This is a genomic window from Mesonia sp. K4-1, assembly GCF_008017825.1.
In the GTDB taxonomy this organism is placed as follows: domain Bacteria; phylum Bacteroidota; class Bacteroidia; order Flavobacteriales; family Flavobacteriaceae; genus Mesonia.
Window position 1 is genome coordinate 448,882 of record NZ_VRLS01000012.1, and the last position, 13,228, is coordinate 462,109.

Consider the following 13,228-nt stretch of genomic DNA (forward strand, 5'->3'; position numbering starts at 1 on the left):
TTGCCTTATAAGATATGAAAAAATTACTTTTTATTCACTATAGGGATTAGAAAAATCGACAAACTACCGATAACTAGGTTTAAAAGCGTTTGGGATCCCCAGATAACCCATCCAAATGCTTCACCTGTTTGTTGGTTTATTCCGTAAAGTGCAAGCACTGCGCCAATTGCAATTGGATAAACGCCAACCCCTCCGTTGGTGACAGAGATTGCAAAGGAGCCTACTACAAATGCTACAAGAATTTGCCCTATGCTAATTATAGATGCTCCTGGAACAGCAAATTTGATAAGATAAAACATAAGAAGGTACATAAGCCAAATGAAAAAAGTATGAAAAATAAAGGCATACTTGTTTTTTATGGTAAGAATACTTTTCATTCCTTCTAAAATTCCTATTCCAAACTTTCTAATTTTTATAATGATGGGTATGTTTGATTTTTTAATGATCTTTAAAAACAAAAGGCCTAAAAAGAATAAACTAGCTAATACCAAAATTCCCATAAAGGGGTTAATTTGATAAGTTTCAATCACTAATAATATATATTGGGTTTGAGAAATAAAGGCGATCGTTAAAATGAGAAGGAGCATAACTAAGTCTGCTACTCTCTCTGAAATGATTGTTCCGAAGGCTTTCTCAAAGGGGACATTTTCGTAGGTAGCGATACTAGCTCCTCTTAATACTTCACCAGATCTTGGAATACCTAAATTGGCTAAATAACCAGACATAACCGCCATAAAACTATTGTGAAGTTTTATATTATATCCCATAGGATTCAATAGGAATTTCCATCGATAGGCTCTAGACAAGTGAGATAAAATACCACAAATAAGGGATAGAAATACAAAAAGCAAATCTGCATTTACGATATTTTCATAAAGTTGATTTCTTTCTTCTTGAGTGGATTTATATATAGATAGCCCAATTAAAAAAACTCCCAACAAAAGTGGGAGTATAATTTTAAGGGATTTTATAATTTTCTTTTTTTTCAAAAGAAAGGTATTAATTTAGGAGGTTGTTTTCTTCATTAGGAAAAACAATTGAGGGCTTAAATTTTTTTGCTTCCTCAAGGCTCATTATACCGTAAGTGATTAGAATAAGCACATCTCCTTTTGCAACTTTTCTTGCTGCAGCACCATTTAAACAAATTTCGCCAGAATTTCTAGGTCCGGGAATAGCGTAGGTCTCTAGCCTTTCGCCATTGTTATTATTTACAATTTGTACTTTTTCACCTTCCACAATATTAGCAGCATCCATAAGATCTTCATCAATAGTAATACTACCAATGTAATTTAAGTCGGCTCCGGTAACTTTTACTCGGTGAATTTTAGATTTTACAACGTGAATTTGCATTTCTTTTTGTTTAAAACTTTTAGTTTAGTGCAATGTTATCAATTAACCTTACATTTTTTGCGTAAGCAGCTATAAATGCGCGGTATTTTTCTTCTTGCTTTGACTCTGAAAAAGACTCTAGGGTTTGTGCGTTAGCAATTTCAAAATATTCTAATCGCAATAGAGGGTGTTTTTCGAAGGCAAATTTAATATCCTTTTCAATATCTTTAACAGATTTTATGCCAAAGTTATTCTTTGCTTCTTGTAAACTCTTGTAAATAAAAGCAGATTCTGCTTTATCTTCTATAGAGAGTAAAGAGTTTCTTGAGCTTCTTGCTAAACCATTTTCTTCTCTATTTATTTTGCATCCAATAACATCTACAGGAAGCTTTGTAAGCTCTACAAGTTTTTTAATGATAAGTAGTTGCTGGTAGTCCTTTTCGCCAAAAAAAGCTTTATCAGGTTCTACTACTTCAAATAATTTTTTTACAACAGTTCCTACTCCGTCGAAATGACCATCTCTATACTTGCCTTCCATAAAGGTAGCGACAGAACCAAAATCAAAATGAGAAGACAAAATTTCTTTTCCGTAAATTTCTTGCGCATTTGGGGCAAATATCACAATACCTCTAGAGAATTTCTCTTCTATTAATTTAATATCATTATCTAAAGTTCTAGGATATTTTTCTAGATCTTCTTTATTGTTAAATTGAGTAGGATTAACAAAAATACTTACAACAACAACCTCGCAAGTTGTTTGTGCAAATTCAATTAACGATAGATGACCTTCGTGAAGTGCTCCCATTGTAGGGACAAAACCTATAGTTTTATGACTTGTTTTTTCAGCAGATAGAAAGTCTCTAAGTGCTTTTTTTTCTTTGAATAGCTGCACGCGGTTTATGTTTAAGTTGTGCAAAATTAATATATTACTGGTAAACTGCATAAAATTTTGTAATTTTGCCTGTTTTTTATCGTTAATAGTTAATAGCAATAGTATATCATTTATGAAAGATAAACGCATTTTGTATGTATCTTCAGAGGTAATTCCTTATTTACCCGAAACCGAAATATCATCTATGTCATTTGAAGCACCGCGAATGATTAACAATCAAGGCGGGCAAATTCGTATTTTTATGCCAAGGTTTGGGAATATTAATGAAAGAAGACATCAATTGCATGAGGTAATTCGTCTTTCTGGAATGAATTTAGTCATTAATGACTTGGACATGCCTTTAATAATAAAGGTGGCCTCTGTTCCTAAAGAACGTATGCAAGTTTATTTTATTGATAATGAAGATTACTTTAAACGTAAAGCAACCTTTACAGATGAAGATGGTAATCTTTTTGAAGATAATGATGAGAGAGCAATCTTTTTTGCCAAAGGTGTAATCGAAACGGTCAAGAAATTGAATTGGTCTCCAGATATAATTCATGTTCATGGGTGGTTGGCATCTCTTCTTCCTCTTTATTTGAGGAATTATTATGGGAATGAACCTTTATTCTCAAATTCAAAAATTGTGACCTCTATATACAATAAAGGCTTTGATGATATGTTAGATACAGAGATGCAAAAGAAGGTTTTGTTTGATGGTTTGGAAGATGATGTAGTAGAGCATTTAGAAAATCCTACGTATTCAAACATTATGAAAACGGCTATTGATAATTCAGATGCTTTAATTAAAGGAAGTGAAGAAATTCCAGAAGAATTAGAAAACTATCTGAAAGAAAAAGACATGCCGGTATTAGAGTATAAATCTAAAGAAGAATTTGCTCAGGCTTATCAAGACTTTTATCTAACTGAAGTCTTAAATGAAAAAGAATAATTATATGAAAGAATTAAGCAGGTTAACTTTCTTACTTTTAGGAATAGTTTTATTCACCGCCTCTTGTGAAGATGATTTTTCAGAAACTGGAAGCAGCTTAGTAAACAATAATAATTTTAATGCGCTTTTGTATGACTCTTCGCAAATTGAAGTTTCTACAAAACCATTAGTTAGAATGCAATCTAATTTACTGAACAGTTATTCAGTAGGTTTCTACAGTGATAACATTTATGGAAATTATTCATCAAGCATACTAACACAGTTAAGCTTGCAAAATGCAAACCCTGATTTTGGAACATTTCCAGAATTAGATAGTGTAGTGTTGACTATTCCATACTATAGTACTGCTATATCACAAGATGAAGAAGGAACACAATATGAATTAGATTCTATTTATGGATCTACACCCATAAATTTGGAATTATACCAATCTAATTATTTTCTAAGAAGTCAAGACCCAGAAAATAATTATGAAGCTCAAGCATATTACTCTGACCAAGGAGATCTTTTTGAAAGTTTTTTAGAACCTACACCTTTTAAAACTATTGAGAGTTTTAAACCATCCTCACAGGAGGTAACTTATAGAGAAATTAATACTCAAGGGGAGTTTGATACTATTACGAAAAGCCCTAGGATGAGAGTTAATTTGCCTTTAGATTTCTTCCAAGAATTAATAATGAATCGTGTAGGAACTTCAGAATTGTTAAGTAATTCCAATTTTCAAAATTTCTTTAGGGGTGTTTATATAAAACCTGTAAACAGTTCAGGAAGTACTATTAACGCTCTTTCTTTATTAAATTTAAGATCTGAAGAGGCTAAAATAAGTTTATACTTCCATACTTCTGAGGTAGAAGATCCCTCTGATGATGAGATAGAACAAAAAGAATATTCCTTATTTTTTGGATCTAATATTATTAATGTCATGAATACAAATGGGCAAAATATTCCATCGGGTGATAATATATATTTAAAAGGAGGTCAAGGTTCTATGGCAATCATAGATTTATTTACAGATCCAGCAGAGTTGGAGACGTTAAGGTCTTCAGATTGGTTGATTAATGATGCAAATCTTACTTTTTATGTAGATGAGAATGAGATAAGTGAAGAACATAATCAACCAGAACGATTATTTATTTATGATATTAAAAACAATAGAGTTCTACAAGATTATACTTTTGATGTAAGTGCTAATGATAATAGTCCTATTGATTCTAGGTTAATTCATTTAAGCAGATTAAATGAAGATGATAGGGGAAGAAGATTTTATAAAATTAGGCTTACCTCTCATATAAGTGATATAATCAATAAGGATTCTACTAATACACGTCTTGGCTTGGTGGTTAGTAATAATGTAAACATTTTTAATGCTGTTAAAGCAGAGGTTGAAGGTGAAGAGAATGTAGATGAAGAGTATCAATTGGAAGTAATTCCTTCTCCCATGTTAAATACCCCTCAAAGTACCGTTTTATATGGACCAGAAGAGCCAGGAGAGAACAGATTAAAGCTTAATATATTTTATACTGAATCAAATTAATTATGTGTGGCATTGTAGGTTATATTGGAAAAAGAGATGCTTATCCTATTGTTTTAAAAGGATTGCAGCGTTTAGAATATAGGGGTTATGATAGTGCGGGAATTGCGCTTTATGATGGAGCAAATCTCAATGTTTGTAAAACCAAAGGAAAGGTTCTTGATCTTAAGAATAAGATGGAAGCTGAAGGTGTTTCTCAAGGAAATATAGGTATAGGTCACACACGTTGGGCAACTCACGGGGTGCCAAATGATGTTAATTCACATCCTCATTATTCTAATTCTGAAGATTTAGTTATCATTCACAATGGAATTATTGAAAACTATGATGCACTAAAAAAAGAATTAATTAAAAGAGGGTATACTTTTAAGTCTGATACAGACACTGAGGTATTAGTGAATCTTATTGAAGATGTTAAGAATAAAGAAAATGTAAAATTAGGAAAAGCAGTTCAGATTGCATTAAATCAAACTATTGGGGCGTATGCGATCGCTGTGTTTGATAGAAATAAACCCGACGAAATTGTTGTTGCTCGTTTAGGGAGTCCATTAGCTATTGGAGTAGGGGAAGATGAGTTTTTTATAGCTTCAGATGCATCTCCTTTTATTGAATTTACTAAAAATGCTATTTATCTTGAAGACGGAGAAATGGCTATTGTTCGTCTTGGTAGAGAAGTTAAAGTAAGAGAAATTAAAAATGACTCTTCTGTAGATCCTTACGTTCAAGAGTTACAAATTAATTTAGAGCAGATAGAAAAAGGAGGTTACGACCACTTTATGCTTAAAGAGATTTATGAACAACCAAATGCTATTGTAGATACCTATAGAGGTAGAATGCTAGTTGATAAGGGTATTATAAGAATGGCAGGGGTTGACGACAATATTGAAAAATTCACAAACGCCAAACGTATTATAATCGTTGCTTGCGGTACTTCTTGGCACGCAGGTTTAGTAGCTGAATATATCTTTGAAGATATAGCAAGGATTCCTGTTGAAGTAGAATATGCTTCAGAATTTAGATATAGAAATCCAGTTATTGATAAAAATGATGTGGTAATTGCAATTTCCCAATCTGGTGAAACTGCAGATACGATGGCAGCAATCAAATTAGCTAAAGAAAAGGGAGCGTTTGTATTTGGAGTGTGTAATGTTGTTGGATCTTCTATTTCTAGAGAAACTCATGCAGGAGCATACACACACGCGGGACCAGAAATTGGAGTGGCTTCAACAAAAGCTTTTACTACGCAAATTACAGTGTTGAGTTTAATAGCATTAAAATTAGCGAAAGCTAAAGGAGAGATTAATAATGCAGATTTTCATTATCATTTACAAGAATTAGATTTAATTCCTGAAAAGATAAAAAAAGCCTTAGAGGCGAATGATCATATTAAGGAGGTAGCTAAGAAATATATGAATGCTGCTAATTTCTTATATTTAGGAAGAGGATTTAATTTTCCTGTTGCTTTAGAAGGGGCATTAAAATTAAAAGAAATCTCTTACATTCACGCAGAGGGTTACCCTGCTGCCGAAATGAAACATGGTCCTATTGCTTTAATCGATGAAAAAATGCCTGTAGTGGTTATTGCCACTAAGAAAGGACATTATGAGAAGGTGGTGAGCAATATTCAAGAGATTAAATCTAGAGAAGGAAGAATTATAGGTATTGTAACAGAAGGAGATGAAGATGTAAGGTCTATGGCCAATTATGTAATTGAAGTGCCAGATACTATAGAAGCATTTACACCATTGTTAACAACAATTCCGCTTCAGCTACTTTCATATCATATAGCTGTAATGTTAAATAAGAATGTAGATCAACCTAGAAACCTTGCAAAATCGGTAACTGTAGAATAATAATTAATTTTCAAAAATAGGGATGTTTTATTTCATGAAAATAATCTATCTTTGCAGCCGGAAAAAGCAAGCATTTTTTTCTATATTAAAAACTATAAATTAAACAATTAGATAATGTCTAAAGTTACAGGTAAAGTTGCACAAATTATCGGTCCTGTTGTTGATGTTGAGTTTAACACAGAAAACGCTGAGTTACCAAAGATTTACGATTCGTTAGAAATCACTAATAAAGATGGCTCTATATTAGTTCTTGAGGTTCAATCTCATATTGGAGAGAACACTGTTAGAACTATAGCAATGGATTCTGCCGACGGTTTAAGCCGTGGGACAGCAGTTGTTGCTACAGGAAATCCTATTCAAATGCCTATTGGAGATGAGGTTTACGGACGTCTTTTTAACGTAACAGGAGATGCGATTGATGGTCTAGGAAACTTGCCAAAAGCAGGTAAAGATGGTCTTTCTATTCACCGTGAAGCTCCAAAATTTGAAGATTTATCTGTATCTACAGAAGTTTTATTTACAGGAATCAAAGTAATCGATTTAATTGAGCCTTATGCAAAAGGAGGTAAAATTGGATTATTTGGTGGAGCCGGAGTTGGTAAAACTGTATTAATTCAAGAATTGATTAACAATATAGCAAAAGGTCACGGTGGACTTTCTGTATTCGCAGGAGTTGGGGAAAGAACACGTGAAGGAAATGACCTTTTAAGAGAGATGTTAGAGTCTGGTATTATTAAATACGGAGATGACTTTATGCACTCTATGGAAGATGGAGGTTGGGACCTTAACAAAGTAGATAAAACTGCTATGAAAAGCTCTAAAGCAACTTTCGTTTTCGGACAAATGAACGAGCCACCAGGAGCACGTGCTCGTGTGGCGCTTTCAGGGTTAACTATTGCTGAGTATTTTCGTGATGGGGCAGGAGATGGACAAGGAAAAGATGTACTTTTCTTCGTAGATAACATCTTCCGTTTTACGCAAGCAGGTTCAGAGGTTTCTGCACTTCTTGGTCGTATGCCATCTGCGGTAGGATACCAGCCAACTTTAGCTACCGAAATGGGAGCTATGCAAGAGCGTATTTCTTCAACTAAGAGAGGTTCTATTACTTCTGTACAGGCAGTTTATGTGCCTGCAGATGATTTAACAGATCCAGCACCAGCAACTACATTTGCTCACTTAGATGCAACAACAGTACTTTCTCGTAAAATTGCTGAGTTAGGTATTTATCCTGCAGTAGATCCTTTAGAATCTACTTCAAGAATTTTAACAGCAGATATTTTAGGAGACGATCATTATAACTGTGCACAGCGTGTAAAAGAGTTGTTACAACGTTATAAAGAATTACAAGATATTATTGCGATTTTAGGTATGGAAGAATTATCTGAAGAAGATAAGTTAGCCGTATCTCGTGCAAGACGTGTACAACGTTTCTTATCTCAGCCTTTCCACGTAGCAGAGCAGTTTACAGGATTAAAAGGAGTTTTAGTAGATATTAAAGAAACCATCAAAGGATTTAATATGATCATGGATGGAGAGTTAGATAAATATCCAGAAGCTGCTTTTAACTTAAAAGGAACTATTGACGAAGCTATAGAAGCTGGAGAAAAGATGTTAGCTGAATCATAAAAATAGATAAGAGATAAAAGGTGAGAGGTATTAGATTATCTCATATCTTACATCTCACATCTTAATACTATAATAAATGCATTTAGAGATAATAACCCCAGAAAAAGTGTTGCTTAGCGCGGAAGTAGAATCTGTTGCGGTACCAGGTGTAGATGGAGAATTTCAAATGCTCAATAATCACGAAGCTATTGTTTCTGTTCTTGTAAAAGGAGAAGTGAAAATTGGTGGAAATGTAACTTTGAGTGAAGATCTTCAAAATGAATTTACTAAAGGGGAAGATGGAAGGTTAGAATACCACATTAAAGGTGGAGTTTTAGAGTTTAAAAATAATAAAGCTATTGTTTTAGCCGATTAAACTCATCTTACATATAGATATAAAAAAAGCCCAGACATTAGTTTGGGCTTTTTTTATACACAATAATATCTCCTGGTTGGCAATCTAGCGCTTCACAAATGGCTTCTAAGGTAGAAAACCGTATTGCTTTTGCTTTCCCTGTTTTAAGGATAGATAAATTGGCGGTGGTAATACCAATCTTTTCAGCCAATTCAACCGATTTCATTCCCCGTTTTTCGAGTACTTCCTCTAAATTAATCTCTATAGGCATAACTTAGATAGTTAAATCATTTTCTTGTTTATAAGTAGTGCCTTCTTCAGCAACAGCAGAGATAAATAACATCAATTTCCCTAAAATATAAAAAACAATAAACTGGGGCAATGCAGTAAAAAAAGCGTTAATGTCAACATAGAAAAAATAACTTATCATATGAAGAGTATACCATGATTTGGCATAAATAATTAAACCACTCCCAATAGATTTAATATTCTTAGTTTGCTTCATGTTTAGTAAGCTTCCAACTCGGTAATTTTTTAATAAAAGATTTGCTTTTAATAATTTTACTATTAAATATATATTTAATAAACAGAATAGGATTAAAAATATATAACCTACTATTGGATGGGGTTTATAATGTCCTTTTTTAAAATACTCTGATATTATATAATTATAGATACTATATTTTTCACTAATTATGGAGTTGGTTATTTCGTAAATTATACGTCCAGAAATTAGAGCATAATAAAGCTTAGCTAAGATTAAAATTATAGTCAATGAAAAAGTATTAAATTTTGAATTTTTCATATCGTTAAATCATTTTCTTGTTTTGCATCAATCGTTTCTTTTAAAATCCGACTAATCATGATAAAACAAAGACCTGTGATGAGCATAAATATTATTAAGTTGCCATGTCTCAACGATAAATCACCAGTATTGCAATGTTCTTTGGTAGTAAAAGTATAGATAAGGCTTGAAGCTAATCCTAGAATAGAAGTGATGGTTAAATATCTCCCTGATATGCGAAATTGTTTGGCAATGTATTCTTTGTACCATTTTTTCTTTAGAAAGCATTTAGCGACTTCTCGCAAATAACTAATACCTAAAAAGAAAAATATAGGTGTCAATATGTTAAGAATAGTTATTGGAATAATCCAATTGTTTTCTTTTTGAAAAAAGTAAGAAATATATGCTATTGTTTCAAAATTTAAAGTAAATACACTTATTAAAGTTATTATAATAGAACCAAGTGCGCTTAGCCCTAAAATATAAAATAAGATATCAATAATCTGTTTTAAAATAAAGTTAGTTCTCATACGGTAAGTTCGTTTTCTTCTTTGTGTTGTTTAGCGATTTTGAATATTTCCGATAAGAAAATAAAAAATAGGCCTACAGCGATAATGAAGAAATAGTTTTCAAATAAACCGCTAGTTTTTATACTGGCTTCAATCCTATTATTATAAAATATTTTCAATAGAAAATCGACAGTTATTTCAGTGATTGTAATTCCTATAATAAGTTTACCAATGCGATTGAGGTAAAAAATTTGTAGCGAGGTAAAAATATTTGTAGGGCTAAAATCGTAAACTAATTTTTTAAATAAAAATAAGGTGTAAATATAGGTAGACACTATGATTGCATATACACTTAAAATAAATTTAATTTGAATTTTATTGGTTACTTCATAATTGTTAAATGTGAAATCTTCAGAAAAACCATTGCCAAAAATAGACATATAGAAAATAGCGAGAATAACAAGAATAGACACGGTCATAAACAGGCCGTAAATAAAACTAATCAATTTTCTTAAAATACTTAGTGTTTTCATTTATTATCGTTTTTCGATAACAAATTTATGAAAATTATTGATAAACGATAATTAATACTTCAAATGAGGTTCATTAAAATGTTATTAGCGTGTTAAACCTTAAGATAAACCAAGGCATTTATAAGTGTACTATGCTTTTCCTTTTTATATTTGTAATTCGTAATTTTAGGTGACCTATGCTAATTGCAATTTTAATAGGATTTGTCTTTGCACTCTTTCTCGCTTTCGCTGGAAAATATTTAAAAGGCAAACTTTCTATACTTATTTCATTAATTCCTTTAGGGCTTTTCGTTTATTTTTTGCAATACATACCAAGTATTTCAGAAGGTAAATTATTAGTAGAAAACCATCAATGGATCCCTTCATTTGGAGTTAACCTTAACTTTCGATTGGATGGTTTGGCTTTGCTCTTTAGCCTAATGATTACTGGGATTGGAACCTTGGTTTTTGCTTATACTTCTTCCTATTTGAAAAACCATATTTACTTAGATAGGTTTTATGCTTATTTACTGGTGTTTATGGGGGCGATGTTAGGCTTGGTTCTTTCAGATAACCTTATTACATTGTTTGTTTTTTGGGAGTTAACGAGTATTAGCTCATTTTTCCTTATCGGATTTAATAACACCAACCCAGATTCTCGCCGTTCGGCACAAACAGCGCTGGCAGTCACAGGAATAGGAGGTTTACTCTTCTTAGCTGGAGCTTTAATCCTTGGTAATATAGCAGGTACCTATCAAATTTCTGAAATGATTCCGCTTAGCGAAATGATAGGTCAAAATGCACATTATGTATTGGCGGTGGCTCTTATTTTTGGAGCAGCCTTTACAAAATCAGCACAATTTCCTTTCCATTTTTGGCTTCCAGGAGCGATGAAAGCTCCTACACCAGTTTCAACTTACTTGCACTCTGCAACCATGGTAAAAGCAGGGATTTATTTATTATTTAGACTTTCACCCGTCTTAGGCGGACAAGCATTTTGGAACACGACCTTACTTATAGTTGGAGCGGTAACCATGTTTTATGCTGCATTTCATACGCTTTTTAGAACCGATTTAAAAGGAGTTCTAGCTTATTCTACCATAGCCGCATTGGGAATTTTAACTTTTTTAATAGGCTTAGGAACTCATGAAGCATTACTTGCGGCAGGAGTATTTATTTTAGTACACGCCCTATATAAAGCCACCTTGTTTTTAATGACAGGAGCTATAGATTTGGGAACAAAAACGAGAGATATAACCGCACTCTCTGGACTTAGAAAAGTGATGTTGCCTATTGCCGTTGCCGGAATTTTAGCAGCAATCTCAAATGCAGGAATTCCGCCAAGTGTGGGGTTCTTGGGGAAAGATCTTATCTACGAAAGCACGTTACATTTTGATCACTCATCGGCTATATTTTTAACAATTTTAGCGGTTGCTACCAACGTGTTAATCGCCTACGCAGGTTACGTCGCAGGAGTAAAACCTTTTATAGGAAAGTTGCCTACAGGGATGGAAAACGTAGATTTTCCGCCGTTATTAATTTGGTTGCCTCCAGTGCTATTAGCAGTTTTAGGTTTTGTTTTTGGGATATTCCCAGGTCTTATTCAAGAAAGTTTAATTAAACCTATATTGACATCCGTAGGACAAAACGCTTCAGATGTCCACTTAAAGCTATGGCACGGTTTTACGCCTATTTTAGGATTAAGTGTACTAACAATCAGCCTTGGTTTGCTTCTTTACTTCTTATGGAAACCTACTAAAAGTAAAGAAGATTTTATAGAAAGGTTTGAACGTATCTCTCCAAAAAGTATATTAGAAAATTTAGCCATTCTATTTGAAAGAGGATCTGATTTATGGACAAGAATTTTTCAAAATGGTTATCTGCGTAATTATATTTCAGTAATAATTATCTTTTTAGTCGGTTTAGTATCGGTTACTCTATTAAAGAATACCACCTACAATATTGATTACTCCTCCTTTTCTCGCTTAACCGTTTATGAGGTAGTCACATTAGTGATTATGATTCTATCTATAGGTTTTGCTGTATTTACAAAATCTAGGTTGGCTGCGGTTGCAGCAACAGGAGTTATGGGTTATTCCATATGTCTCTTCTTTGTGTTTTACTCTGCACCAGATTTGGCAATGACTCAATTTACCATAGATACCTTAACTGTTATATTATTTGTATTAGTACTATATAAGTTACCAAAGTATTTAAAGCTGTCAGATTATAAAACGAGAGTTAAAGATGCGGTAATTTCAACTGCTTTTGGCGGATTAATTACCATACTTGCTTTAGAAGTTTTAGCACAGCCAGTTAATGAAGAAATAAGTAATTATTATGCAGAAAATTCATATATTCTTGCTCACGGTAAGAATGTGGTGAATGTAATTTTAGTAGATTTTAGAGGAACTGATACCATGGTAGAAATTTCGGTATTAACCATTGCAGCTATTGGAGTATTTGGACTTTTAAAATTGAGATTAAAATCATCTGAAAGAAAACAAAAGTAAATGAAAACAATCATATTAAGAACGGCTTCCAACTATCTGCTACCTATATTGCTGCTGTTCTCTATATTTATATTGTTAAGAGGTCACTATTTGCCTGGCGGCGGATTTGTAGGAGGACTCATTGCATCTATTGCATTTGTGCTTCATGCATTCGCTAACGGATTAAAAGATACCAAAAAACTATTAAAATTTCACCCAGGATATTTGATGCCTGTAGGTCTAGCTTTAGCGTTTTTAAGTGGTCTATTACCCGTTATAGGCTTTGATGAAGCTTTTATGACAGGTCTTTGGATGCACGACCCTATTCCTGTTATTGGGTCTATAGGGACAGCTCTATTTTTTGATATAGGGGTTTATATCGTTGTGCAAGGAGTTACATTAACCATTATTTTCACTATTTCAGAATCAGCTTAA

14 protein-coding genes are annotated in these 13,228 nt (G+C 32.9%); 7 read left to right on the top strand and 7 right to left on the bottom strand.

The annotated features are described in order from the left end of the window. Nucleotides 1-23 precede the first annotated feature (23 nt). The 3 genes from FT986_RS03255 to panC are packed head-to-tail and all read right to left on the bottom strand — an operon-like array spanning nucleotide 24 to nucleotide 2,221. Nucleotides 24-989 carry a lysylphosphatidylglycerol synthase transmembrane domain-containing protein gene (locus FT986_RS03255; protein WP_147863816.1) on the bottom strand — a complete coding sequence of 322 codons (966 nt, stop codon included), beginning with the start codon at nucleotides 987-989 and terminating at the stop codon, nucleotides 24-26. Between the two features lie 10 nt (nucleotides 990-999). Next, a complete protein-coding gene (gene panD / locus FT986_RS03260; RefSeq protein ID WP_147863817.1) occupies nucleotides 1,000-1,350 on the bottom strand; it encodes an aspartate 1-decarboxylase in 351 nt (116 codons plus the stop codon). Nucleotides 1,351-1,369: 19 nt separating this feature from the next. Further along, on the bottom strand, nucleotides 1,370-2,221 hold the full coding sequence (gene panC / locus FT986_RS03265; protein WP_147863818.1) for a pantoate--beta-alanine ligase: 852 nt from the start codon (nucleotides 2,219-2,221) through the stop codon (nucleotides 1,370-1,372). A gap of 112 nt (nucleotides 2,222-2,333) precedes the next feature. Here panC and FT986_RS03270 point away from each other — a divergent pair, with 112 nt between their 5' ends. The 5 genes from FT986_RS03270 (at nucleotide 2,334) to FT986_RS03290 (ending at nucleotide 8,517) form a co-directional block, all read left to right on the top strand. Further along, entirely contained in the window at nucleotides 2,334-3,152 is an 819-nt protein-coding gene (locus tag FT986_RS03270) for a glycogen/starch synthase (protein ID WP_147863819.1), read from the top strand. A 4-nt stretch (nucleotides 3,153-3,156) separates the two neighbouring features. Then, nucleotides 3,157-4,686: a DUF4270 domain-containing protein gene (locus tag FT986_RS03275; protein WP_187248561.1), complete on the top strand. Its 1,530-nt coding sequence runs from the start codon at nucleotides 3,157-3,159 to the stop codon at nucleotides 4,684-4,686. 2 nt (nucleotides 4,687-4,688) lie between these two features. After that, entirely contained in the window at nucleotides 4,689-6,536 is a 1,848-nt protein-coding gene (gene glmS / locus FT986_RS03280; protein ID WP_147863821.1) for a glutamine--fructose-6-phosphate transaminase (isomerizing), read from the top strand. A gap of 114 nt (nucleotides 6,537-6,650) precedes the next feature. Then, nucleotides 6,651-8,162 carry a F0F1 ATP synthase subunit beta gene (gene atpD / locus FT986_RS03285; protein ID WP_147863822.1) on the top strand — a complete coding sequence of 504 codons (1,512 nt, stop codon included), beginning with the start codon at nucleotides 6,651-6,653 and terminating at the stop codon, nucleotides 8,160-8,162. A 76-nt stretch (nucleotides 8,163-8,238) separates the two neighbouring features. Next, nucleotides 8,239-8,517, top strand: a complete 279-nt coding sequence (locus tag FT986_RS03290; protein WP_111539645.1) for a F0F1 ATP synthase subunit epsilon — start codon at nucleotides 8,239-8,241, stop codon at nucleotides 8,515-8,517. 37 nt (nucleotides 8,518-8,554) lie between these two features. Here FT986_RS03290 and FT986_RS03295 read toward each other — a convergent pair whose 3' ends face one another. Genes FT986_RS03295 through FT986_RS03310 form a run of 4 tightly spaced genes read right to left on the bottom strand, consistent with a single transcriptional unit; the run spans nucleotide 8,555 to nucleotide 10,322 of the window. Further along, on the bottom strand, nucleotides 8,555-8,767 hold the full coding sequence (locus FT986_RS03295) for a helix-turn-helix transcriptional regulator (protein WP_147863823.1): 213 nt from the start codon (nucleotides 8,765-8,767) through the stop codon (nucleotides 8,555-8,557). A 3-nt stretch (nucleotides 8,768-8,770) separates the two neighbouring features. After that, nucleotides 8,771-9,301, bottom strand: a complete 531-nt coding sequence (locus FT986_RS03300) for a DUF2975 domain-containing protein (protein WP_147863824.1) — start codon at nucleotides 9,299-9,301, stop codon at nucleotides 8,771-8,773. Beyond that, on the bottom strand, nucleotides 9,298-9,810 hold the full coding sequence (locus tag FT986_RS03305) for a DUF2975 domain-containing protein (protein WP_147863825.1): 513 nt from the start codon (nucleotides 9,808-9,810) through the stop codon (nucleotides 9,298-9,300). Before FT986_RS03305 ends, FT986_RS03300 begins: the two co-directional genes overlap by 4 nt. After that, nucleotides 9,807-10,322, bottom strand: a complete 516-nt coding sequence (locus FT986_RS03310) for a DUF2975 domain-containing protein (protein ID WP_147863826.1) — start codon at nucleotides 10,320-10,322, stop codon at nucleotides 9,807-9,809. Before FT986_RS03310 ends, FT986_RS03305 begins: the two co-directional genes overlap by 4 nt. A gap of 176 nt (nucleotides 10,323-10,498) precedes the next feature. Here FT986_RS03310 and FT986_RS03315 point away from each other — a divergent pair, with 176 nt between their 5' ends. Next, nucleotides 10,499-12,814, top strand: a complete 2,316-nt coding sequence (locus tag FT986_RS03315) for a putative monovalent cation/H+ antiporter subunit A (protein WP_147863827.1) — start codon at nucleotides 10,499-10,501, stop codon at nucleotides 12,812-12,814. Then, nucleotides 12,815-13,228: a Na+/H+ antiporter subunit B gene (locus FT986_RS03320; RefSeq protein ID WP_147863828.1), complete on the top strand. Its 414-nt coding sequence runs from the start codon at nucleotides 12,815-12,817 to the stop codon at nucleotides 13,226-13,228.